The organism is Paraburkholderia sp. (assembly GCF_028283785.1).
In the GTDB taxonomy this organism is placed as follows: Bacteria; Pseudomonadota; Gammaproteobacteria; order Burkholderiales; family Burkholderiaceae; genus Paraburkholderia.
In genome coordinates this window covers 21,173-44,858 of record NZ_JAPWKB010000011.1, presented here as the reverse complement: position 1 = coordinate 44,858, position 23,686 = coordinate 21,173, and the positions used below count along the sequence as shown (strand labels likewise).

17 protein-coding genes are annotated in these 23,686 nt (G+C 64.6%); 8 read left to right on the top strand and 9 right to left on the bottom strand.

The window, feature by feature from the left end; translation table 11 throughout:
- Positions 1-18 precede the first annotated feature (18 nt).
- The 4 genes from bcsB to PW947_RS11390 all read left to right on the top strand — a co-directional run bounded on the left by bcsB (position 19) and on the right by PW947_RS11390 (position 10,140).
- Positions 19-2,559: a cellulose biosynthesis cyclic di-GMP-binding regulatory protein BcsB gene (gene bcsB, locus PW947_RS11405; RefSeq protein ID WP_299631692.1), complete on the top strand. Its 2,541-nt coding sequence runs from the start codon at positions 19-21 to the stop codon at positions 2,557-2,559.
- Between the two features lies 1 nt (position 2,560).
- Positions 2,561-3,784 (top strand): cellulose synthase complex periplasmic endoglucanase BcsZ, encoded by a 1,224-nt coding sequence (gene bcsZ, locus PW947_RS11400; protein ID WP_299631690.1) that lies wholly within the window; start codon positions 2,561-2,563, stop codon positions 3,782-3,784.
- Positions 3,775-8,676, top strand: coding sequence for a cellulose synthase subunit BcsC-related outer membrane protein (locus PW947_RS11395; RefSeq protein WP_299631688.1), 4,902 nt, complete (start codon positions 3,775-3,777; stop codon positions 8,674-8,676). The genes bcsZ and PW947_RS11395 overlap by 10 nt, the downstream gene beginning before the upstream one ends.
- A 294-nt stretch (positions 8,677-8,970) precedes the next feature.
- Positions 8,971-10,140, top strand: coding sequence for a diguanylate cyclase (locus PW947_RS11390; protein ID WP_299631686.1), 1,170 nt, complete (start codon positions 8,971-8,973; stop codon positions 10,138-10,140).
- 34 nt (positions 10,141-10,174) lie between these two features.
- On the opposite strand, the gene PW947_RS11385 is transcribed toward PW947_RS11390, so the two are convergent.
- The 3 genes from PW947_RS11385 to PW947_RS11375 form a co-directional block, all read right to left on the bottom strand.
- On the bottom strand, positions 10,175-10,345 hold the full coding sequence (locus PW947_RS11385) for a hypothetical protein (RefSeq protein ID WP_299631685.1): 171 nt from the start codon (positions 10,343-10,345) through the stop codon (positions 10,175-10,177).
- 85 nt (positions 10,346-10,430) lie between these two features.
- The gene (locus PW947_RS11380) at positions 10,431-11,735 is read right to left on the bottom strand and encodes a DUF2252 domain-containing protein (protein WP_299631683.1); all 1,305 of its coding nucleotides are present in this window, start codon (positions 11,733-11,735) and stop codon (positions 10,431-10,433) included.
- A 121-nt stretch (positions 11,736-11,856) separates the two neighbouring features.
- Complete coding sequence (locus tag PW947_RS11375) at positions 11,857-12,603, bottom strand: SDR family oxidoreductase (protein WP_299631681.1); 747 nt, start codon at positions 12,601-12,603, stop codon at positions 11,857-11,859.
- Between the two features lie 3 nt (positions 12,604-12,606).
- Between PW947_RS11375 and PW947_RS11370 the strand changes: the two genes are divergently transcribed.
- On the top strand, positions 12,607-12,849 hold the full coding sequence (locus PW947_RS11370; RefSeq protein ID WP_299631679.1) for a hypothetical protein: 243 nt from the start codon (positions 12,607-12,609) through the stop codon (positions 12,847-12,849).
- Here the strand turns inward: PW947_RS11370 and PW947_RS11365 are convergent.
- From PW947_RS11365 to rpoD, 3 genes are all read right to left on the bottom strand, one after another.
- On the bottom strand, positions 12,809-13,726 hold the full coding sequence (locus PW947_RS11365; protein ID WP_299631678.1) for a LysR family transcriptional regulator: 918 nt from the start codon (positions 13,724-13,726) through the stop codon (positions 12,809-12,811). The two genes, PW947_RS11370 and PW947_RS11365, sit on opposite strands and share 41 nt — an antisense overlap.
- A gap of 115 nt (positions 13,727-13,841) precedes the next feature.
- Positions 13,842-15,014: a CAP domain-containing protein gene (locus PW947_RS11360; RefSeq protein ID WP_299631677.1), complete on the bottom strand. Its 1,173-nt coding sequence runs from the start codon at positions 15,012-15,014 to the stop codon at positions 13,842-13,844.
- Positions 15,015-15,302: 288 nt separating this feature from the next.
- Complete coding sequence (gene rpoD / locus PW947_RS11355; RefSeq protein ID WP_299631676.1) at positions 15,303-17,261, bottom strand: RNA polymerase sigma factor RpoD; 1,959 nt, start codon at positions 17,259-17,261, stop codon at positions 15,303-15,305.
- Between the two features lie 502 nt (positions 17,262-17,763).
- Between rpoD and PW947_RS11350 the strand changes: the two genes are divergently transcribed.
- Positions 17,764-19,065, top strand: a complete 1,302-nt coding sequence (locus PW947_RS11350) for a hypothetical protein (protein ID WP_299631674.1) — start codon at positions 17,764-17,766, stop codon at positions 19,063-19,065.
- A 198-nt stretch (positions 19,066-19,263) separates the two neighbouring features.
- Complete coding sequence (locus PW947_RS11345; protein ID WP_299631673.1) at positions 19,264-19,734, top strand: ferritin-like domain-containing protein; 471 nt, start codon at positions 19,264-19,266, stop codon at positions 19,732-19,734.
- A gap of 79 nt (positions 19,735-19,813) precedes the next feature.
- Here PW947_RS11345 and PW947_RS11340 read toward each other — a convergent pair whose 3' ends face one another.
- Positions 19,814-20,605 carry a hypothetical protein gene (locus PW947_RS11340; RefSeq protein WP_299631672.1) on the bottom strand — a complete coding sequence of 264 codons (792 nt, stop codon included), beginning with the start codon at positions 20,603-20,605 and terminating at the stop codon, positions 19,814-19,816.
- A gap of 398 nt (positions 20,606-21,003) precedes the next feature.
- Between PW947_RS11340 and PW947_RS11335 the strand changes: the two genes are divergently transcribed.
- Positions 21,004-21,327, top strand: coding sequence for a ModE family transcriptional regulator (locus PW947_RS11335; protein WP_366146115.1), 324 nt, complete (start codon positions 21,004-21,006; stop codon positions 21,325-21,327).
- Positions 21,328-21,356: 29 nt separating this feature from the next.
- On the opposite strand, the gene PW947_RS11330 is transcribed toward PW947_RS11335, so the two are convergent.
- Both PW947_RS11330 and PW947_RS11325 read right to left on the bottom strand, forming a co-directional pair.
- Positions 21,357-22,715, bottom strand: a complete 1,359-nt coding sequence (locus tag PW947_RS11330) for a DUF2325 domain-containing protein (RefSeq protein WP_299631668.1) — start codon at positions 22,713-22,715, stop codon at positions 21,357-21,359.
- A gap of 191 nt (positions 22,716-22,906) precedes the next feature.
- Complete coding sequence (locus PW947_RS11325; RefSeq protein WP_299631667.1) at positions 22,907-23,446, bottom strand: hypothetical protein; 540 nt, start codon at positions 23,444-23,446, stop codon at positions 22,907-22,909.
- Positions 23,447-23,686 lie beyond the last annotated feature (240 nt).

Genomic DNA, 23,686 nt, shown 5'->3' with positions numbered 1-23,686 from the left:
CCAGTAACACGGCCGCGCATGCGCCGTCTCGCACGCGGCCTCGCGTGCTGGATGGCACTGCAAAGCGCGCTGGCAGGACCGCTCGCATCGTTCGCGCTGGCCGACGACGCGTCGTCGTCGGTGCGCGGGGCGAAGCCCGCGTTCGGCGTCGTGCAGACGCCGCCGCCGTTGCCGGGAAATTCGACGCCGGCAGCTGCGGGCATGGCCGCGGCAACCGGAACGACGGCCACGGCCGGCGCGTCGTCCGCGAATCTCGCGACCGCGGCCGGCAACGTGCCGCCGCCCGGCCCCGCAGTGCCGCTCAATCCGTCGACGGTGAACCAGCCGCAACTGGCGCAGGCCGCGCCCGCGCTCGCCGCGTCCACGGTCAAGGCGCTCGGCATCAAGACGCCGACCACCGCCGATCCGGGCACGCTGGTGCCGGGCGGCCGTCGTCAGACGCTGACCTTCGCCGATCTCGGCGCACAGGACCCGCTGCAATTGCGCGGCACCGATGGCCAGAACGGTGTGCCCTTCTCCGTGCGTAACGACGAAGTCGTGACGGCGGCGACGCTGCATCTGATCTACACGTATTCGCCCGCGCTGCTGCCCGATATTTCGCAGCTGAAAATCCTGATCAACGGCGAAGTGGCGGCGACGCTGCCGGTGCCGCACGCGCAGGCTGGCGGTCCGGTGATGCGCGATATCGCGATCGATCCGCGCTTTATCGCCGAGTTCAACCACCTGAACGTTCAGCTGATCGGCCACTACACCGAGAAGTGCGAAGACCCGGCCAATTCTGCGCTGTGGGCAACCATCAGCAATGCCAGCTCGCTCGATCTGAGCTATGCATCGCTGACCACCAAACCGGAACTGTCGGTGCTGCCCGCGCCTTTCTTCGACCGTCGCGACGTGCGCCGCCTTGAACTGCCGTTCGTGTTCGCGCAAAAACCGACGCCCGCCGCGCTCGAAGCGGCCGGTACGGTTGCGTCGTGGTTCGGCGCGCTGGCGGGCTATCGCGGCGCGCTGTTTCCGACCCAGATCGATGCACCGCCGCTGTCGGGCAACGCCGTCGTGTTCGCGACCAACGACCAGCGTCCGGCCGGCGTGACGATTCCCGCCATTTCCGGCCCGACGATCGCGGTCGTGGATCGCGAGGCGCCCGCGCGCGGCAAATTGCTGCTGGTGCTCGGCCGTAACGACGCCGAACTCAAAACCGCGGCCGCCGCGCTCGGCCTCGGCGCGAACGTGCTGAGCGGCCAGAGCGCGACCGTCACCCAACTGAACGCACTCGCACCGCGCCAGCCGTACGACGCGCCGAACTGGCTGCCGACCAACCGTCCGGTGCGCTTCGGCGAACTGGCCGAACAGCGCGATCTGACCGTCACGGGTTACGACGCGCCGCCGGTACTGGTCAACATGCGCGTGCCGCCCGATCTGTTCATGTGGCACAGCAAGGGCGCGCCGCTCGATCTGCGCTACCGCTACACGGTGCGCCCGGCGCCCGACCGTTCGTCGTTCAACGTGATGATCAACACGGGCTTCGTGCAGTCGATGCCGATTCCCGCGCAACCGGCGTCGGTGTTCGATCCGGGCCGCTATTTCAACCGCATCATGCCGGACGGCACCGCCGAAACGCGCAAGGAAGTGTTCGTGCCGCCGTTGCTGCTGACGCCGCGTTCGCAACTGCGCCTGCACTTCTTCTACGACATCCCGAATACCGGCGAATGTCATGGCCGTCTGTTGCAGAACGTGGTGGGCGCGGTCGATCCGAATTCGACCATCGATCTCTCGTCGTTCCCGCATTACATGGCGCTGCCTGATCTGGCCGCGTTCGCGAACAGCGGCTTCCCGTTCACGCGGATGGCCGACATGTCGGAAACCGCCGTGATCCTGCCGGACAATGCCGACGCGGGCGACTACAGCCTGTATCTGCTCGAAATGGGCCGGATGGGCGCATCGACCGGTTATCCGGCGACGGGCGTGACGGTCGGTTTTGCCGACGACGTCGATCGTCTCGCCGACAAGGACCTGCTGATCTTCGGCGGTCCGGGCCGTCAGCCGCTGCTGCAACGCTGGGCGAAATCGATGCCGTTCTCCAGCGACGGCGACGCCCGCACGTTCCAGCTGTCCGATGTGATGTTCCGCATGCAGGACTGGTGGCACGGCGAACACGGCGTCGAACGCGCCGCCGCGCGCGCCGACCTGTCGATGGTCAGCTCGAACGGTGACGCGATGATCGCCGGTTTCGAATCGCCGCTGAAGAAGAACCGCAGCGCGGTCGCGCTGATCAGCTCGCCCGGCCAGTCCGATGCCGATCTGTCGTCCGCGCTGCTCGACAACGACATGTTGCCGGAGCTGCAAGGCGCGATGGCCGTGATCCACAACCGCACGGTCACCATCACCTCGAACGGCGACGCGTACTATCTGGGACATCTGTCGCCGCAGGAATACCTGCGCTGGGCGCTGTCGTCGCATCCGATGCTGTTGATGCTCGCCGGCCTGATTGCCGCGCTGATCATCGCGGCGATGTTCTACCGAGGGCTGCGCGCCGTCGCCGCGCGCCGGTTGAAGGATTGATATGCGGGTGAAACTGAAAACGTCGCGCGCTGCAGTCGGCGCGGCGGTTCGTTCGGGCGTGACGTGGGGTTTGACGGCGGCGTGCGTGGCCGGCGCGATGTCGGTCGCGTGCGCGGCGACGCAGTCGAAAGCGCCGGGCGCAGCAGCGTCGTGCAATGTCGACTGGCCGGGTTATCGCGCGTTCGTCGGGCGTTTCGTGCAGGCGGACGGTCGCGTGATCGACTTTTCGACGGCGTCGCAGCAAACCACCTCCGAAGGACAGTCGTACGCGATGTTCTTCGCGCTGGTCGCAAACGACCGCGCCACCTTCGACCGCTTGCTGGCCTGGACGCGTACCAATCTCGCGGCCAACCAGTTCGATCCGCAAAACGTGCGTCTGCCGTCGTGGCAATGGGGCAGGAAGCCGGATGGCAGCTACGGCGTGCTCGACCCGAACTCCGCGTCCGACGCCGATCTCTGGATCGCCTACGATCTGCTCCAGGCCGGCCGCCTGTGGCACAACAGCGACTACACGAAACTCGGCGTGGCGCTCGCGCAGCGCATCGCGCACGACGAAGTGGTCGATCTGCCGGGTCTCGGCCCGATGATGCTGCCGGGACCGCAAGGTTTCCGCACCGGCGACACGACCCGGATGAACGCGAGCTATATGCCGCTGCCGCTGCTGCGCGCAATGTCGAAGCAGTTGCCGGACGGCCCGTGGAGCCGTCTCGCCGACAGCACCTACCGGATGATCAAGACCACCTCGCCGCTCGGCTTCACGCCGGATTGGGCGGCATGGCGCGCCGGTCAGTTCGTGGTCGATCCTGAACATGCCGATATGGGCAGCTACGACGCGATCCGCGTGTATCTGTGGGCAGGCCTCGCGTCGCCCACCGATCCGCTCGCCAGACCGTGGCTCGCCGCGATCGGCGGAATGCGTTCGCGCGTGTCGATGCAAGGCTTCCCGCCGGAAAAAGTCGCCGCCACCAGCGGCCAGGGAACCGGCGAAGGCCCGCTCAGCTACTGGGGCGCCCTCGCCCCCTATTTCAAGGCGCTCGGCGACGAGCGCAACCTCGGACTCGCCCGCACTCACCTCGCCGCGCTCGACGCGCCGCCGGTGCAAGGCCGTGAGCCGGTTTATTACGATCGTGTGCTGGGTTTGTTCGGCACCGGATTTATCGACGGCCGCTATCGTTTCGACGATGCCGGCAGTCTCGTGCCGAGCTGGAGAAACGCATGCGATTGAGCGCCCGTGCGCTTGCACTGAGCGTCGCGACGTTGATCGTCGCGAGCGCGTCCCCCGTGGTTCTGGCGCAGGCCACCAAAGATCCGATCAGCGTGCTGGTCGATCAGGGCAAATACTGGCAGGCCCACCGTCGCGGCGATCTCGCCGAGCAGGCGTGGCAAAAAGTTTTGCAGATCAATCCGAAACAGCCCGATGCGCTGTTCGGGATGGGCATCGTGCTGGTCGATCGTAAAGACGGCGGCGGCGCGCAGCAATATCTCGCGCGTCTGCGCGCGGTCGCGCCGGATTATCCGAATATCGACGAACTCGGCCGCCGCCTCGGCGAAACCAGCGCGCGCGATCAGACCGTCAACGACGCGCGACGACTCGCGCAGAGCGGCCAGAGCGCGTCGGCGGTGCAGGAATACCAGCGTGCGCTGAACGGCAAGCCCGCCACGCCGCAGTTGCAACTGGAGTATTACCAGGCGCTTGCCGCCACGCCGCAAGGCTGGGATCAGGCGCGTCGCGGGCTCGAACAGCTGACGCACGACAACCCCGACGAGCCGCGTTTCGCGCTCGCCTACGCGCAGCATCTGACGTATCGCGACGTCACGCGGCGCGACGGTATCGCGCGTCTGCAAAAGCTGGCGGGCGACAGCACGGTCGGCGCGGACGCGAAGAAAAGCTGGCGTCAGGCGTTGTTGTGGCTCGACGCGAGACCGTCGGACAACGCGCTGTACCAAACATATCTGCAGTCGTCCGGCGACGATCCCGCCGTCAAGGCGCGCTACGAATCGATGGTCGTGCAGGACAAGGCCGCGCACGATCGCGCGATGTCCAACGCGGCGTCGGACGCGCGCGGCCGCACCGTCGGCGAAGGTTTTTCCGCGCTCGACCGTGGCGACCTCGTCACCGCGCGCGCGCGTTTCTCGTCGGTGCTCGCGAGCAATCCGGGCGACGCCGACGCGCTGGGCGGCATGGGCATCGCCGCGTTGAAGCAGGAGCATTTCGCCGAAGCGCGCGACTACCTCGAACGCGCGTCGCGTGCGGGCAATCCGTCGCGCTGGAAAACGGCGCTCGACAGCGCCACCTACTGGACCTACACCAGCGATGCGATCGGCGCGCGCAGCAACGGTGAAGTCGCGAAGGCGAAGTCGCTGTTCGAGCGCGCGATCGCGCTGAATCCGTCGGACGTCACCGCCCAGGTGCTGCTCGGCGAGATGCTGCTCGCCAATCGCGATCCGGTCGGCGCGGAACAGGCGTACCGGATGGCGCTGCGTCGTCAGGCCGACAATCCCGACGCGATTCGCGGCCTGGTCGGCGCGCTCGCCGCGCAAGGTCGCGGCGACGAAGCGCTGCAATTCGCGAACCAGTTGAACAGCGAACAGCAGACCAAGGCCGGTGGCATCAACCGTCTGCGTGGCGAGGCGCAAGCGGCTCAGGCGCGTGCCGCCGAAGCGCGCGGCGACCTCGGCACCGCGCGCAGTCTGTTCGAAGACGCGTTGCTGAACCTGCCGGACGATCCGTGGCTGCGCCTCGACCTCGCGCGCATTTACGTGCGCCAGGGCGCGGTCGCGAACGCGCGCAGCATGATGGACGGCCTGCTCGCCGCTCATCCCGACATGACCGACGCGCTGTACGCAAGCGCGTTGCTGGCCGGTGAAACGCAAGACTGGTCGGCGGGGCTGATGCAACTGGACAAGATTCCGGCAGCGCAGCGCACCGCCGAGATGACCAGCTTGCAGCATCGTTTGTGGGTGCATCAGCAGGTCGATCTGGCCAACCAGATGTCGCGCAACGGTCAGAACCAGCAGGCGCTGGCCGTGTTGCGCAATGCCGAGCCGGTCGCGACGGGCAGCCCGGAGCTGATCGGCGCGGTGGCGAGCGCCTATCAGCAGGCCGGCGATTCCGGCCGCGCGCTGAACCTCGTGCGCAGCGTGCTGGCCAGCTCGCCGAACAGCATCGACGTGCAATTGCAGTACGCGGGCATCCTGCTCGCGACGCATCAGGACGCCGAACTGGGCGAAGTGATGCGCCGGTTGTCGACGGTGCAGATGACGACGCAGCAGCGCACCGATTTCGGCAACGTCAATCTTGCCATCGTGATTCGCCAGTGCGACGCGGTGCGCGCGCGCGGCGATCTGGCGGGCGCGTACGACGTGATTTCACCGTGGCTCGCGGCCATGCCGGACAACGCGGATCTGCAAGCGGCGCTCGCGCGCCTCTACAGCGCCGCAGGCGACGATCGCAATGCGCTGGTCGCGTACAAGGTCGCGATTGGACGCCGTCCGGACGACATGAGCCTGACGCTCGCCGCCATTCCGACGGCAACCGCCGCCAAAGACCGTAGCTACGCGCACTCGCTCGCGACGCAAGCGCTGCGCACCGCGCCGAACGATCCGGGCGTGCTCGCGACGATCGGCCGGATGTATCGTGCGGAAGGCAATCTGTCGCTGGCGGCGACGTATCTGAAACGCTCGCTGGTGGCGGCCAATACGCCGCTGCTCGCCAACGCCGCGCCGCATTCGAACCCGGGCGCGGCGGGCAATGTGCCGCGCGGCTGGGAAGCCGCGATGCGGCGGATCGGCGCGAATCCGTTGCCGGGCACCAATCCGTTCGAAGGCAAAGCACCGATCGATGTCGGCGCGCAACTCGGTTTCGAGCGCCCGAACGCGGCGGCAGCCAGCTTGCAGTACGCGGCGCCTTCGTCGTCGGCGGCTTATTCGTCGTCGCTGTCGCCGCTGTCACCGAATTCCCAGTCTTCGCAGTCTTATTCTTACCCGACGCAGAACGTGCCGACCTATACGCCGCCCCAGCAACCCGCGCCCTATGTCGCACCGTATGTCGCGCCGTCCGCGCCATCGACCGTGCCGCGCGCCCCCAGTTCGTCGGTGAATGACGGCGGTTATGGCGCCGACAGCTACGGCAGCGGCGAATCCGGCGCGCCGGTTGCCGCGTCGCAGGCTTATCCGGCTCAGGCGCCGGCGTATCAGCCGTATCCGGGACAGCAACAGTACGCGCCGCAGCAGCAACAGCAGCAGTACGCCGCGCCGCAACAGGCGTATCCGCAGCAGGCATACGGTCAGCAACAATATCAGCAGCCGCAATACGCGCCGCAGCAACCGTATCCGCAACAGGCTTACGGCCAGCAGCAGAATCAGCCGCAGTACGCGCCGCAGCAGCCGTACCAGCAGCAACCGTATGTGTCGACGCCGTGGCCGATGTCGCCCGCTGCGCGTCAGGCGCAAAATTATCCTGCGCAAGCTCAACCGCAGCCGTACGCCGCCGCGCCCGCTCCGGCAGCGACGCGTCGCACGACCACGCGCAAGCCCAGCACCGCCCGCAGTACGACCCGCGCCGCCGCGCCGGTCTACGCGCAAGCGCAGTACCCGCAACAGCAGGCGTATCCGCAGCTGCAGCCGTATCAGCAACCGTATCAACAGCCTTATCAGCAACCGTATCCGCAGCAATACGCGCAGCAGCCGTATGCGCCGCAACCGGTCCAGCAGTATCAGCCGTACCAGCCGGTGCCGCCGCAGACTTATCCCAACCAGGCTTACGGCTCGTCGTATTCGAACCAGCAGCAGTACATTCCGCAGCCGCCCGCCGGTTACGCGCAGCAGTACGCGCCGCCGCCTCAGGCGACAGCGGACTCGCAGACGCTGAGCGTCGCGGATGAGCTTGCGCAGGTGAATCGCGAGCGGTCGAGCACCGTGACGGGCGGGATCGTGTTCCGCAACCGGACGGGCGAAGACGGCCTGTCGAACGTGACGGATATCGAGGCGCCGATTCAAGGCCGGATCGCGGCAGGCAACGGTCATATCGTCGTGACCGCCACGCCGGTCACGCTCGACGCCGGCACGGCCAGCACCAACCTGAACACGCTGGCGCGCTTCGGCTCGGGACTCGCGAGCAATGCGTCCACCGTCAATGCGCTGACCACGACGAGCACATCGGTGAACGGCACCAACAACTACGGTTCGCAATCGGCGAGCGGCGTGGGCTTGTCGGTCGGTTATGAAAACAAGAGCTTCAAGGGCGATATCGGCACTACGCCGGTCGGCTTTCCGACGCAGAACGTGGTGGGCGGACTCGAATACGACGGCGCGGTCACGGATCGCGTGACGTACTCGCTGGCCATCGCGCGACGCGCCGTCACCGATTCGTTGCTGTCGTATGCCGGCGCGCGCGACCAGGGCGCAGGGCTCAAATGGGGCGGCGTCACGTCGAACGGCGGACTGGCGAGCATGGCCTGGGACGACGGCACCAGCGGTCTGTACGTGAACGGCGCCTATCAGTTCTATCACGGCGATCAGGTCGAGACCAACAGCGCGGTCAAGGGCGGCGGCGGTCTCTACACGCGCCTCGTGAAGGACAGCGACCAGACCCTGACGATCGGCGTCAACACGACGATGATGCATTACGACAAGAACCTGTCGTACTTCACGTATGGTCAGGGCGGATATTTCAGCCCGCAACAATACGTGATCCTGAATCTGCCGGTGGAATGGTACGGCCGCAACGGTCCGTTCTCGTACGACCTGAAAGCATCGATCGGCGTGCAGCATTACCGGCAGGACGCGTCGAACTACTATCCGACCAATGCGACGTTGCAGGCCAACGCGGCCAGTTTCGCGGCGACCGTGCTCAACAGCGGCGTGGCTAATGTCGATGCGGGTGCGGTCTATCCGTCGCAAAGCAAGACGGGTGTCGCGTACTCGTTTAGCGCTGTCGGCGAATACCAGCTTGCGCCGCAGCTGTCGTTCGGCGCAATGGGGTCACTCGGTAATGCTTACCAGTATCGCGAGTGGCTGGCCGCGGTTTACGTGCGTTATAGCTTCAGCAAACAGACCGGTTTGCAACCCATCCAGCCAACACCATTGACATCGCCCTACCTGTCGTTGTCGAATTGAGCCTGATGCCACTTGATCGACGGGGCGCACTGCATCGCAGTGCGCCCCGTCCGTCGTCCACCGCATCCTGAGCCGGTAAATTATTCCGGCTTCGACCGCAACACGCCGTTCGCAGTTCGTCGTTAGTCATTCGTCGTCCGTTATTTGCTGTCAGTAACTGATCTAGAACGAAGACGAGGCGCTTTGAGAGAGGTCGTGCCGCGAGACCGGCCGCGACCGCAGCGCCTTGCACGCCGTCACACATCTTGCCGGCCGTCGCCCGTCGAGCGACGCGTCCTGCGAACAGGAACCGCGTTGAACACGAACCAACTTGCAGGTAAAGGCAAGCGCTTCGCGCTTCGTCTTTATCGAATGCGTGTGGTGGGCCTGGGTATCGGCTTTTTTTGCGTGGCGTCGGTCTTTGCGCAAGCGCAGACGCCGCCCTGGCTGTGGCTGCTCGCCGTGTTCCACGGCTTTCTGTGGCCGCACGTTGCGTATCGCGCAGCATTGTCGTGGAGTGTTCCGTTTCACGGCGAACGCTTCAACCTGATGATCGATGCCGCGTTCGGCGGGTTCTGGCTGATCGCGATGCGCTTCAACCTGCTACCGAGCGTCCTGTTGCTGACCATGCTCAGCATGGACAACATCGCGGCGGGCGGCATCCGGCTGTTTTTGCGCGGTCTCGCCGCGCATGCGCTGGGCGCTGCGATCGGCGTAGCGGTGCTCGGCATCGCCTTCGCGCCGCATACGCAGATGGCGACCATCATCGCGTGTCTGCCCTTACTCGTGCTGTATCCGCTGACGCTCGGCTGGGTCAGCTTCCGGATGTCGCAAAAGCTGTCGAATCATGCGCGCGAACTCGAACGCCTCAGTCAGACCGACGGCCTCACCGGCCTGCTGAACCGGCGTCACTGGGAAGACCGGCTGGCCGAACAGTTCGCGCGATGCCGCGACAACAACGAACCGTGCTGTCTGCTCCTGCTCGATCTCGATCATTTCAAACACGTCAACGACACCGAAGGCCATGCCGCCGGTGACGCCGCGCTGCGCAGCTTCGCGCTGTTCCTGCGCGCGAATCTGCGTCCGCATGACGTGATCGGCCGCTACGGCGGCGAGGAATTCGGTGTGATTCTGCCGGGGCTGGCCTGCGTCGAAGCGCAAGTCGTCGTCGATCTGTTGATCTGCAATCTGCGCGAACGCGCCGGTCAGGCGCACGCGCATCGACAGGCGAACGGGCACACGCACGGCGCGCTGCGCTGCACGGCGAGCGCGGGACTCGCGCCGTACTGGCGCGCGTTGGACGGCGCGGGCGCGTGGCTGCTCGAAACGGATCGCTGTCTGTACGCGGCCAAGGCCAAAGGCCGCGATTGCGTGGTGGTCTCGACGATGCCGGGTGCGCAAACGGAACCCGGCGCGTCCGTACCGCCCGCCAGCGGCTGGCCGGGCACGCTCGCATCGCCGGACGGTGTTGCCGCGAGCGTGTGACGCGCACCGCCCGACGTCAAACCAAAAACGACCGCTACGAGCGATCGCGATTGCGCGTGCGGGTCGCCGCGGTAATCACCGCGACGCCGAGCATGATCACGGCCACGATGGCGATCGTGTGTTGCGCGACGTGCATCGCGACGAGTGCCCACGACACGCCGCCAATCAGAATCAGCCATCCCACCAGATAAATAGCCAGGGTCATCGAATCCTCCGCGTCAGTTGTGTTTTGTTGTCGTGCTTGTTCAAGTTTCGGGTTGATGCCGGAATGCCGGAAACGTGCGCGCGTCTCAGGCGCCGCCGCGACTCGCATCCTGCGAATATTTCCGGCAATGCTCCAGATAACCCGCTTCGTGTCCGCTGACCAGTTCGACGATGCTGGTCCACAGCCACGGCGGCGCATCGATGGTTTTCGAGCGCTTGCGACGCAACTCGGTCAGCCACGCTTTTCGCTGCGCCTGATCCATCTGCCGCGCGTGCGCATTACCCACCACCAACGCCAGAAAACGCGCCGCCTTCATCGCTTCCGCGCGCGTCAGCGTTTCGATCGTCAGCTTCATGTCTTGCGGCAACAATTCGCGCAACACCACGGCACGATCGTCGAGACGCGCCGCGCGCATCCGGTCGCCGAGAAACGGCGCAAGATGCCGCGCGCCTTCGACCACGCGCAACGCGTTGTCGCGCGGCATGTGCGCGCCCCGATAACGCGGCGCGGCCGCCTGCACCGCTTCCTTGATGTCGATCAGACACAGATCGTCGCCTTCGACCGCCGCGCCGTCCACATCGAGCAATACCGCGTAACGCAAGCGTCCGAGCGAGCTGCAGCCTTTCACCCAATACGCGGCGTCGAGTACGGTGACTTGCGACGTATCGTCGGTTTTCGGGCGCAGCGCCGTCGCAAGACTCGCGATCGACTGCTTCTCGAACAACGCATCGATCTCGCGTCGCTCCCGCTTCGCGAGCGGCCAGAAACGCTTGCCGAGCGGAATTTCCGGCTCGATGTCCTCGATCCGCTCTTCGGCAAGCTGACGCCACGAGCGCCGCACCGCTTCTTTCATCACGACGCGCACCGCCTCGGGCTTGTCCGGATGCGCGAGCGCGCGATCGTTGTCGGACTGTTTATCGCTGCGGTCGCTTTTGTCGGGACGACCGACGTCGTCGTCGAATGCGCGTTCGTAGCCGTCCGCCAGCGCTTCCATCATCCGCACGGTCGTCACGCCCGGCAGATCCGACCCACGCGCGGCGGTCGCCAGCGACAAACCCAGCCGGATCAGATCGTGCGCCGGATTGCCGATCACCGTCTGGTCGAGATCGCGAATCTGGATTTCGACGCGCCCTTGCGCGTCCGCGACCGGGCCGAGATTGCCTGTGTGGCAGTCGCCGCAAATCCAGATCGCCGGTCCTTCCGGTAACGCGTGTCCGGCGATCCCGTCGAGCCATTCGTAAAATTTGCCGGTATTGCCGCGCACGTACGCATGCGCGGAGCGTGCCATGCGGGCGTTGCGGCGCGCACCGAGCAAGGCCTGACGCGCGTCGGGCTGCGGTAGCGCCGAGTTCTTGCCGGATTTTTTGGGAGTCGCGTTTTTATTCGGCATGGATGCCCCGTTTTTCGATCGGAACTATCTACGCAAACCTCGTGCCACCCGCCGGAAAAGCAAACCGGACGGCGACTTGCGCCGCCGTCCGGTTGGACCGCAAACCTGCCGCGAGCGGCGTTCAGAACTCCTGCGCGGTCGGACGCAACACGATTTCGTTGATATCGACGTCGTCCGGCTGATCGATCGCGTACGCGATCGCGCGCGCCACGGAGTCCGACGAAATCTGGTTGGCCTCGTAGAACGACTGGACCATCGCCGACGTGTCGGGATCCGAACTATGGTTCTGCAATTCCGATTCGACCGCGCCCGGCGAGATGATCGTCGTGCGGATCTTGCCGCCGACTTCGCTGCGCAGCCCTTCGGACAGCGCGCGCACCGCGAACTTGGTCGCGCTGTAGACGCTGCCGATCGGCGCAAACACCTTCAGCCCCGCCACCGACGCGATATTGATCACGTGTCCGCTGCCTTGCGCCTCGAAGCGCGGCAACACGGCGGCGATGCCGTACAGGACGCCCTTGATGTTGATATCGATGGTGCGATCCCATTCGTCGACCATCAGCTTCGACAGCGGCGAAAGCGGCATCGTCCCCGCGTTGTTGACGAGCACGTCGACGCGCCCGAAGGTTTCCACCGCCGTCGCCACCAGTCGCTCGACGTCGTCGCGCTTCGCGACGTCGGTGGTGACCGCGATCGCATGCTGACCGGCTTCCTTCAATTCCGCCACCAGCCGGTCGAGCCGGTCGGTGCGGCGTGCGCCCAGCACGACGCGCGCGCCTTGCGCGGCCAGATGACGGGCGGTCGCTTCGCCGAGACCGCTGCTGGCGCCGGTGATCACGACAACCTTGTTTGCAATGTTGGTGCTCATTTGATGCTCCTCGAAGTTCGAAAACAGCTGACGATGGTGCCGGCGCCTTCGCTGCGGCTTGCCGCGATGCGTGACCGGATGACTGTCAGTGTTGCACCGGGGATTGATCCGGTAAATGAACGAGTGAGGATTTCAGAAAGCCGGATTCTGGATCAATCCGGGTTGGGCTGGGCGATGTTCGATGTCGATGCGTCGGTACGCGAACCTATGCGGCGATATACGGCAGCCATTGCGGCTGCGCCATGATCTCCACCAGCCGGTCGAAGATAAAGCGCACGCGCGGCGGCGTCGGCATCCGGCGCGCGCGATACACGTAGAGCGTCCACGGCTTCGGCGCCCATGCATCGACGACGGAGACGAGGCGGCCGGCCTGCAGATGCGGAATTGCGAGATAACCGGGCATTTGCGCGAAGCAGAGGCCGCTCAACGCGGCTGCGCATTCGGCTTCGGGGTCGTCGGTGATGAAGGACGGGCGGTTGGGGATGAACGGCTGTTCGCCGCGAAACACCCACGGCCACGGACGGCCGGAGCTTCGGTCGATCAGCGCGCTGGTCGGTGCGTCGTGCAGGTCGGCGGGCGTGGCGACCGGCCGCGCGCGCTGCACCAGCGACGGCGCAGCGACGACATGCAGCGAGACCTTGCCGACGGCTTTCGCGACGAAGCGATTGTCGGCCAGTCGCCCGATCCGCACGCCGATGTCGATCTGTTCATCGACTACGTCGGCGAGCTGGTCGGAGAGCCGCAGGTCCAGTTGAATTTCCGGATGCGCGAGCAGATCGGCGCGCAGCGCCTGCACGATGCAGATGCGTCCGATCGCGCCCGGCACCGTCAAGCGGACGACGCCGGCATAGCTCGACGCCGCTTTCCGGGTTGTCATCCCGAAGATCGAATCGATCGAGCCGACCGCTTCGGCGGCTTGCTGCGCAAGGCGCTCACCGAACGCGGTGATCTGCATGTTGCGTGTATTGCGATGAAACAGCGACTCGCCGAAGCGGCTTTCGAGTTCGCTGATCGCGCGCGAAACGACTTGCGGCGATACGCCGAGGCGTGCCGCGGCTTCGCGGAAGCTGCGGGCTTCGGCGGTGATGCAAAAAACCCGAAGGAGTTCCAGACGGTCGGCCACGTAACGGTTCCGGCGAAAAAGGGGGACACCGAAATCTAGTCCAGTTGGGCGTGGCGGCGCAATGCTTCGCGCGCAGGGGATTGGAGGTTTGAGGGCGTTACGGCGCTGCGCGCGCTCAGTTGCGCGCTGTCAGCGTGCCCGACGACGGTTTCGCGGGCGACGCCTGCGTCTCGAAGCTCCATTGGAGATCGAACGGCGCGTCGGCGAAGGTGGCTTGCGTCAACGCCCCTTGCGCGTGAACCGTGTAGCGCGTCCCGGCTGCGAGCGGCCGGTAAGGCGTGCAGATTGCCGTGTTGCGCGCGGTGTCGGCGGCGGTCAACGGCGCGATATGGCACGCGACCCGATGTCCGCGCGCGTCGCGCAAGTCCACCGAACGCAACACGATATGCGCGTTCGGGCCGCCGGACAGCGTAATCGGAAAGCCGACGTCCTGCCCGAAGTAACCGGAGCCGGGGCCCATTGGGTCAGGCTGCTCGATGTCGGTCCACGAAAGCGGCACGTCGCGCTGACGGTCGTACGGCCACGCGACCAGTTGCGTGTCAGGCAACGGATCGGCGATATCAGCGAAATCGATGACCGTGACGGATTGCGCGCCGTGTTGCGTCGGATTGCGCGGCGTCGCTTGGGCCGCGCTGTCAGCCACGGTTTGCAGCGCGACGCTGCGACCATCCGCCGCAACGCCCGCGCGCGCCCAGTCGAACAGCATGGCGCCCCGGTGATACGGCGACGCGAAAATCTGCTGAACCGCGGCTTCGACGCTCATGTCCTGCGCGCCGCCCACCACCGACAACACCTCGCCCGCGCCGATCGCGACCGTCGCGTGACGCCGCACGCGCGACGTCACATCCGGCCCGGTAAATCCCGCCGCGCCGACGATCTCGTCGTGGCCGTGCGCGCCGTTCAGCACCAGATAGCGCGCGTGCGACGCGGCGGCCGCCGCGACGTCCGGATCGAACGCAAGCGGCTTCAGGCCAACTTCCCGACGACGCGCGTTCAGATACGCGAGCGCGGCGTCACCGGTGGCGTTCAGGGTCGGGTTGACGGCAGGTTGCGCCGATGCGTTCGCGGCGAGCGTCGCGCTGACGTTGAGCGCGGCCGTGGCGGTCGCGCCCGTCATGTTCGCGCTCGCGGCGTTGGCCGGCGTCGTGCGAAGCGTGATGGCCGGTCCCGTATAGCGCACCGCCGCCACCGACGCGGATTTCTCCGACGGCGCAGAAGAACACGCCGACAGAACGGCAGCAGCGATCAACGCGCCAAGCGCGGGCGACAACGACAAAAGGGATTTCATACGCAAACGACGCGACACATCGCGCAAACAGATAACGGAAACGATGTCTGGAATGACGGCAGAAAAGCCGGAGAACTTGAGCGAACCTCAAGCCGGCGACAGCATGAAAGACGACGGGAACGGCTGAAACGGAGCGGACGGCGGAGGAAGTGAAGCACCGCGCCGCGCGTCATCGGTGACGCGCGGACCGAAGCGGTTTTGAACCGGTGAAGCGCGCCCGGCCTGGGGCGGGCGCCTTCACTTCAGCGCGCCCGAGGCCGGACGCGCTGCCGGTTGAGCCGTGGCGGCTCAACGTTCGCCGAGAAACGCGCTCAGTTTGTCGGCACGGCTCGGATGACGCAGCTTCTTCATCGCCTTACTTTCGATCTGGCGAATCCGCTCGCGCGTCACGTCGAACTGCTTGCCGACTTCTTCCAGCGTGTAGTCGGTTGCCATGTCGATGCCGAAGCGCATACGGAGCACCTTCGCTTCGCGCGGCGTCAGATCTTCCAGCACCGCACGCACGGTCGCGCGAAGGCTTTCGTGCAAAGCGGCGTCGGCCGGCGACATCGTGTCGCCGTCGGCGATCATGTCGCCCAGGTTCGTGTCGCCGTCTTCGCCGATCGGCGTTTCCATCGACACGGGTTCCTTCGCGATCTTCATGATCTTCTGGATCTTGTCTTCCGGCATTTCCATGCGCTCGGCCAGGGTTGCCGGATCGGCTTCCTTACCCGTGCGCTGCAGGATTTCGCGCGAAATACGATTCAGCTTGTTGATCGTTTCGATCATGTGCACCGGCACGCGGATCGTGCGCGCCTGGTCGGCGATCGCGCGCGTGACGGCCTGACGGACCCACCACGTTGCGTACGTCGAAAACTTCCAGCCGCGACGATATTCGAACTTGTCCACCGCCTTCATCAGGCCGATGTTGCCTTCCTGGATCAGATCGAGGAATTGCAGGCCGCGATTCACGTACTTCTTCGCGATCGAGATCACCAGACGCAGGTTGGCCTGCGTCATCTGATGCTTGGCCTGGCGCATCTGGCGCTCAGCCGTCAGCATCCGGCGATTGACCGACTTCAGTTCCGGCAGCGACAGCACGGCGCGGGTGCGGATGTCGATCAGCTTTTGCTGATGCGCTTCCAGATCCGGCAGGCTACGGCCGATTGCTTCGGCATACGCACGCGAAGTGGCGGCAAGGCCGCGGCCCCACGTCAGATCGGTTTCGTTGCCCGGGAACACCTTGATGAATTCGTCGCGCGGCATGCCGCAACGGTCCACCATCAATTGCAGGATCTGACGCTCGACCGCGCGCACTTCTTCGACCATTGCGTGGACGTCGGCGCACAGGCGCTCGATGACCTTCGCGGTGAAGCGGATCGTGCGCAGTTCTTCGCTGACTTCGGCTTGCGCGGCGAGGAATGCCGGCGACTCGGCGCCAGCCGCCGTGTACGCTTCGCGCATCGATTCGAAGTGCGTCGCGACGCGGGCGAAGCGGTTCAGGCACTCGTCACGCAGTTGCGCGAGGTTCGCTTCGTTCGCTTGCGCGGTGGCGTTTTCGTCGTTCGAGTCTTCTTCCGACGCTTCTTCCTCGACCGGCGCTTCTTCGACCACAGCGGCTTCGACGACCGGTTCGGCTTCCGACAGACCATCTTCGATCAGACCGTCGACCAGTTCGTCGATGCGGATTTCTTCGCTCGCGACGCGGTCGGCCATTTCGAGAATCGTCGCGATCGTGGACGGGCACGCGACGATGGCTTGCACCATGTTCGCGAGGCCGTCTTCGATGCGCTTGGCGATCTCGACTTCTTCCTTACGCGTGAGCAACGTCGCCGAGCTCATTTCGCGCATGTACATACGCACCGGGTCGGTCGTACGGCCGAATTCCGAGTCCACCGTCGACAGCGCGACTTCGGCTTCTTCGTCGGCCTGATCGTCCGACGCCGCCGCCGAACCTTCACGCAACAACAGCGCTTCGGCGTCCGGCGTCTGTTCGTAGATCGTGACGCCCATTTCCGCGAACGTACGGACGATGCTTTCCATTGCAGCGGTGTCCGCGAAATTCCCCTGCAAATGGTCGCTGATATCCGCGTGCGTCAGATAGCCGCGCTCACGACCCAACTGGATCAGTTCGCGCAGTTGCTGGCGGCGTTCGCCTGCATCAGTTGCCGAATCCGCCTGAGCCGCAGGCACCGCACCCTTACCGCCGCGCGCGCCGTTCGTCGCTGCTCCCGTATCTGCCACCGTTCGTTGTGCCCCGCTTGCCATCAACTGCTACTCCTTACTGAATTCGGCCTCGAAACCGGCCGACTACGTTTGACTGGTGCCCCGGACGCGCGCACGCGTCATACCGGTGCTCCGGCCCCGAAAAGGCCGACGTGCTGAATTCGGTATGACGAAAAGAATGGAATTGGCCGCGGCAGGCACCCTGAGGGCTCGCCGGATCCGTGAACTGGGCGCGCTCGATTGAGCAAAGCCCGACATTCTACCTTCTCTAGGGTTTTCTTTCCCGTAAACCGACGCGTCATCGTGAAATTTTCCAGATCCAAGCCTTTGCGAAACTTTCGATGACCCTTTGATCGCACACGGCTTTTTAGTTCACACGCGTTCACACGGCCTCCTCAGGTTCGGATTTGTCCGGCAGACACCTCATCTGGTGACTGTTACGTTGAAAACAATCTCCCTGCGCTGAAAACGCGCACTTCACGCGGCCGGTTGTGGTTGTCAGATCGCTACACATCACGAAATCGCGCTGCAAATGTCAAAAAACATGCCCCAATCTCTGACTCAGACGCTCGACGCGCTGATTGCGGACGCGACCGCGAATGCCCGCGTGCTGCCGGTCGTCGCGCGGATTCGCGCCGTTTTCGGTCACGATCCGGCCGCGCTGAACGCGCTGGCCTACGCGTTGAACCGATACCACGTGTTCGACACCGCCGCCGACGTCGCGTTGCAAGGAATCGCGCTCGACCGCGACAGTGCGGCGCTACACCACAATGCATCGTATGCATTCAACATGCTCGGCGACTTCGCGAACATGTACCGGCACAGCGTCGAAGCCGCCGCGCTGCTGCCCCACGACGCCAACTTACAGTTCAATCTGGCCGCCGCGCTGTTACGTGTGGGCGAATTCGAACGCGGTTGGGCGCATTACAGATGGCACGAGCGGCTTGCGGCGAATCACGATCTCGTGCGGCCGGATTCTCCGGAATGGCATGGCGAAGCGGTCGCGGGCTGCCGGTTTCTGCTGATCGGCGAGCAAGGTTTGGGCGACCAGTTGCAGTTCCTGCGGATCGCCGACTGGTTGCACCGGCGCGGTGCGATCGTGGATGTGTGGGTCGACGCGGCGCTCGGCGATATCGCGCGTCGCGCTTCCGGGGTTCATGCAGCATGGACCGGCCTGCCGCCCGGTCGCTACGATTTCTGGTGCCGGATGCTGCGCGCGCCGGAACATTTGCCGCTCACGCTCGATGCATTGCCGATCGCGATGCCGTATCTGTCGGCGCCGTCCGACGCCGTCGAACGCTGGCGCGCGCGACTGGATGCGGCGTCCGCGTCCCAATCGCTATCGCAATCGCGGGATGGAGGCGTACGCAAGAAGCGCGTCGGCATCGTGTGGGGCGGCAATCCCGACTACGAACTGGACCGTTACCGCTCCATCGCGCTGACCCGGCTAATCCCGATTCTGTCCAATCCCGATGTCACGTGGTTTTCGTTGCAAAAGGGACAACCCGCGCGCGACGTCGACGCGCTACCTGCCGATATCGACTTTCATCCGCTCGGCTCCGAGATCGCCAGCTTCACCGACACGCTGGCGATCGTCGCGTCGCTCGATCTCGTGATTACCGTCGATACCTCGGTCGCGCATCTGGCGGGCGCGACGGGCGCGCCCGTCTGGATTCTGCTGCCCACCTGCACCGACTGGCGCTGGATGACCGATCGCACCGACAGTCCGTGGTATCCGTCCACGCGGCTGTTCCGCGCACGTCGTCATGACGACTGGTCGCCGGTGCTCGACGAACTGCGCGACGCGCTCCGGGCGTGGGCGTCGATGCCGCATACGGTCGGCTGAATCGCACGCTTCGCAGAAAACAGCGGCGCGCAAAAGCCGCGCAAACCCCAAGCAAAACAGCGTCCGCGCGAATCGCCGTCATCCGCCAATGCTGCGCCGCAAAAGCCCATCCGCTTGATCGGCGCCGCCGTTCGGGCGCACTATGGACGGCTTCGGCCGTCGCCCGGCCTTCCTCAATACGCCCCCCGTGGAGGAACTATGTCCGAGATCGATCAGAACAGAGTCGTCGAGATCCTGAACCAGATCCTTGAGTCGGAACTGGTCGGCGTCGTGCGATACACGCACTACTCGTTTCTCGTGTTCGGCTTCGGCCGGATTCCGATCGTCTCGTGGCTCAGGGAACAGGCTGACGAATCGCTGCTCCACGCGCAGCAGGCCGGCGAGTGGATCACCACGCTCGGCGCCTATCCGTCGCTGGCAATCGGGCCGTTGCTCGACTCCCATACGTTCGATATCGCGTCGATCCTGCGCGAATCGCTGGAGGCGGAAAAAGTCGCGCTCAACCTGTATCGCGACCTGCTGTCGCAAGTCGAAGGACGCTCGATCGCGCTCGAGGAATACGCGCGGCAAATGATCCACACCGAAGAAATGCACGCGGGCGAAGTCGACAAGATGTTGCGCCGTCCCGGCACCGTCGCGCCGACAGCCGGCGCCGCGCCGACGGCCTGAGCGCATGCGCCGGAACGGCCCGGCATAACCGCATAAAGCTGAAACCGCGGAATCGCATTCGTCGCTACCGCGAATACCGTCAAACGATGCTCGGCACCTGCGCGCGGTTCGCGAACGCAATCAGTTCGTCTTCCGATGCACCAGTCGCGGCCATCGCGCGCAAGCTCGACACCAGATGCAGATGCTCGGCGAACGCATGCGTCAGATTCCGGTAATCGCGCACCAGCGACACCACATCGGATTGCTGCCGGCGGATCGTGGTCGCGAACAGCTTCGGCTCCAGATCGGTGCCGTCGCCGAGTTCTTCGACGCCATAAAAGCACGTCGAGATTTCAAGCCGGCCAACCGTCGATCGACGCACGATCTGATCCGACGCATTCGCCCATTCGAGATATTCCATTTCATTCGACGCAAGTCGTGGACCGTTGCTTTCGAGAATCCAGAAACGGCGCGACGGTTCGAGCGGCGGCAAGATCGCTTGTGCATCGCGGGGAATCACCGCGTGCCCGGAAGGCAGCGCATCGAATACACGGCTTTGACGCGCAAAGAATTCGAAAATCTTACGGATCAGTTTTTCGGTTTCTTTATGCACCGCTTCCGGATTGCTGATTGCATTGCGGATCACATAAGGCGCGACAGACGCCGCATAAAACCGGAGATAACCGAGATCCGGAAGTATCACTGCCGCCGCGAGATCGTCGCGGGGATAATGTCGTCCCGAGCGAAACACGGGTTCCATCGTATGCGTCAGGCATAGCGTGCCGCGCGCCAGCATGCCGAATCCCTGAGTGCCGAGGACATGGTAGATAACCAGCGCGCAGGCTTTTTCAACCGAAGCTTTCGTCGATGCATAGAGGTCGCTTTTTCTCATCTTTGTCTCGCGGCTTTTATCGAACGACAGGCTGATCAGATCCCCCGAGCCGTTTTGCATGCCCCGTGATTCATGGCTTTATTCAGGGAATAGCGTAATGGTGCTGGCGCAGATTAGCGGACCTAAAACGCCCGCTCTGTTATGGGACCAACATATCGACGGCTTTAGCGGCTTGGCGGGAATGCGCTTTGCCCGGGATTAGGGATCGCCCTGATAAGCGCTTATAAACCGCTATCGATCCGCATGCGCCAATGCAAGCGGACACGCCATCGGACACGCGGCAACACCCTAAAGCGCATACCGGAAAAGGCGATGCATCGTGTATGCTTTCGCGCATGGCTAAACCCGCAAACGACTCCCCAACGCCCACGCGAAACCGCCCGAAAGTCCGGTTACGGATGCGCATCGAGCAGGACGGCACGATCGCGCTCGGGCCCGGCAAAGTGGCGCTGCTAGAAGCCGTGAAAACGCACGGGTCGATCTCGGCGGCCGCGCGGAGCCTCGAAATGTCGTATCGCCGCGCGTGGCTGTTGATGGACGAAATGAACCGCTCGCTGAAGTCGCCAGCCACGGTCACGGAGCAAGGCGGACAGAGCGGCGGCGGATGCGTGCTCACGCCCGTCGGCGAAGAGATCATCCGCCTGTATCGCGAGATCGAAACGCAGGCGTTGACCGCGTGCAAATCGGAAATCGCCGCGCTGACGAAACTCGTCAAACGCTAGCATGTCCCGCAAGCGGATGCAGCCAGCCGTCAGCCGTGCCGCAAGCAAAACCGCGAAACCGCCGCCGCATTGCCGCGTTGCGTGCCGACCCGCATCATCAGTTCGACAAAGCTGGCGATGCTCGCGGTTCGCACCGGAAAATACGCCACCTGATGCCGTTCGCACACGCGCTTGAGCGTATTCATCGAATCGTGGTCGATGCAATCCACCGGGAACACGACCATATCGGCGCGCGGCAGCGCAGCGGCCAGCAAGCCCTTGCGATCTTCGATGCCGCCGTCGTGCACCGTCAGTTCGCCGCCCGCGCGTTCCACCATCTGCTTGAGCAACGCATTCGATTTCGGCCGTCCGCCCACGTAGACGATCCGTTTTCCGTCGAGCGCGCCGGGCGTCGGTTGCGACGGCTGGCCGTCGGCGGATCCAGCGTCGGCGCTGTCGTGCAGCACGCGTTCCATCGCGTTCAACTCGGTCTGCATCGCCCTGGCGACGCCGAACGCGTCATCGAGCTGGCCGCGTAGCGTGTGATTGATCGTCTGCTCGGCGGCCATCCGCTGTTCGGCGGCTTCGCGACGGCTGGTGTGCAATGCGAGCCGTTCGTCGCGGGCGGCGAGCGCGTCGCGCAACGTGGCGATTTCCGCGTGCAGATCGGCGTCGCTCGCCGTCGATTGGCGACTTGCCTGAAGCGTCAGACGCGCCACCTGCTCGCTCAGATGCGCGACCGATTCATCGCGCTGCGCACTCATCTCATGCAACCGGCCTTGTTGCCGCTCGACCTTCGCACGCAACGCCGCATTCTCCTCTTCCAGCACGACCAGCCGCCGGATATCGGCGCGATTGGCCGCACCGACCAGATGCGACAGCATATGCAGTTCGCCGAATGCGGACTGCCTGACACCCAGCGTCGCATGAGGATGCGTCATCACCGCCCAGTAAGCCGGCGGGATATCGCCACTTTTCAACGCGTCGTTCCAGAGCGCCTGCAGCGTGTCTTCGTCCTTCGCCTGATCGAAGCGGCGAACCGCGCCCGCATAGCGTTCATCCAGCGCTTTCTGCAACGCCTTGCCGCCCGCGCCACCTTCGATCGCGAGTTCCACGGCCGCGTGATGAATCTCCAGATCGCTCGCATGCTGACGATCCAGCGTCGTGAATTTCGGCACCAGCTTGCGCAATTCATGCGTGGTCAGGCACGTGCCGATCACCGAGCAATGCAGATGGGAATCGAGTTCGACGAGACGCGTGCGCCGGTTGAGAGTCTTCAATTGCGCTTTCGACGGCGCACAGCAGTCGTCCGCGTGATCGTGGCCCGGCGCGCGTGCGTCGTTGCCCGAGGTGTTGCCGGAGAGATCGATGCCCGACGCACCGATTCGACGAAAAGGAGGAGCCTGCATGATGACCTCTAAACGGTTCGAGTCCGCGGCCGATCGTGCGCGCGTCGTGAAAGGCAGACCACGCGCTACGGTGCAACAGCCTTCAGACGACGTTCGTTCGAAATATACCACCGAATATAACGACGACGATGTTGCTGCCAGGCGCGCAGATTCTTCGCTGCGCACGGTTTGAAAACGCGACCGGCTTGCGCTCAGGTCGTGACTTTGAGATCGATCGTGCGAGCGTCGACGGGCACGAACGCAACGAGCGGCGGCGCATGCCGTTCCATCACGTACGACACGCACAAACCCACGAACATCGCATCGAGCCGTTCGAGTTCTTCGATCGTATTGCGCATGGCCATCGAGTCGTTGCTGAATGAACCGGAGAAGATGAAGTCGCGTTGCTGCTGCGCGAGACGGGCCGCCTTGATCGCGCGCTTCAGTTCGCGCAGACGCGGAAACTGCGCCGCCTCGCCGTGCCGCGCAAGACCCGACAGCAGTTTCTGCAACGGCCGGAATGCCGGTTCGTCCGCGGACGATGCCGCTTGCGCGCCGTCTTCGAACATCAGCACGAAGCGCAGCACGCTGCCATGCAAACGACGATACGCATCGACCAGATCGCGAATCAACTCCGCGCGCTCGTAACTGGATGCGGCCTTCACCGCCGTGATCGCCGCGGAAAAATCGACCGCCGGACGCTCGGGGAGCGCCGTGTTTTCCGATACCGTGCGACGACTACGACTCAACATTCACCTCCGCGTTCGACCGTTTTCTCGTTGCATGAAAGCATTACACGGCCAGTCGCGAATGCCACCGCTATATTCTACCGAATATATCGATGCGCAATTTTACGGCCTTCCATCGACCGATGCGAGCGGTGCGAAAAGTGCGCGCGGTTAGAATCGACGCTTCCGTGCCTGCACCGCTTTCCTATCCCTCGACGACGATGAATTGCTTCCACGCCTCTCCCGTTCACGCAGCGCCCGCCT

Coding starts and splice junctions, on each gene's coding strand:
- PW947_RS11380 (WP_299631683.1), bottom strand. CDS start 11,735: ATGCCGAATAAAAACGCGACTCCCAAAAAATCCGGCAAGAACTCGGCG.
- PW947_RS11385 (WP_299631685.1), bottom strand. CDS start 10,345: ATGACCCTGGCTATTTATCTGGTGGGATGGCTGATTCTGATTGGCGGC.
- PW947_RS11340 (WP_299631672.1), bottom strand. CDS start 20,605: ATGAGAAAAAGCGACCTCTATGCATCGACGAAAGCTTCGGTTGAAAAA.
- PW947_RS11375 (WP_299631681.1), bottom strand. CDS start 12,603: ATGAGCACCAACATTGCAAACAAGGTTGTCGTGATCACCGGCGCCAGC.
- PW947_RS11345 (WP_299631673.1), top strand. CDS start 19,264: ATGTCCGAGATCGATCAGAACAGAGTCGTCGAGATCCTGAACCAGATC.
- PW947_RS11370 (WP_299631679.1), top strand. CDS start 12,607: ATGCTCCTCGAAGTTCGAAAACAGCTGACGATGGTGCCGGCGCCTTCG.
- PW947_RS11395 (WP_299631688.1), top strand. CDS start 3,775: ATGCGATTGAGCGCCCGTGCGCTTGCACTGAGCGTCGCGACGTTGATC.
- PW947_RS11325 (WP_299631667.1), bottom strand. CDS start 23,446: ATGTTGAGTCGTAGTCGTCGCACGGTATCGGAAAACACGGCGCTCCCC.
- PW947_RS11335 (WP_366146115.1), top strand. CDS start 21,004: ATGCGCATCGAGCAGGACGGCACGATCGCGCTCGGGCCCGGCAAAGTG.
- bcsZ (WP_299631690.1), top strand. CDS start 2,561: ATGCGGGTGAAACTGAAAACGTCGCGCGCTGCAGTCGGCGCGGCGGTT.
- bcsB (WP_299631692.1), top strand. CDS start 19: ATGCGCCGTCTCGCACGCGGCCTCGCGTGCTGGATGGCACTGCAAAGC.
- PW947_RS11350 (WP_299631674.1), top strand. CDS start 17,764: ATGCCCCAATCTCTGACTCAGACGCTCGACGCGCTGATTGCGGACGCG.
- PW947_RS11330 (WP_299631668.1), bottom strand. CDS start 22,715: ATGCAGGCTCCTCCTTTTCGTCGAATCGGTGCGTCGGGCATCGATCTC.
- rpoD (WP_299631676.1), bottom strand. CDS start 17,261: ATGGCAAGCGGGGCACAACGAACGGTGGCAGATACGGGAGCAGCGACG.
- PW947_RS11360 (WP_299631677.1), bottom strand. CDS start 15,014: ATGAAATCCCTTTTGTCGTTGTCGCCCGCGCTTGGCGCGTTGATCGCT.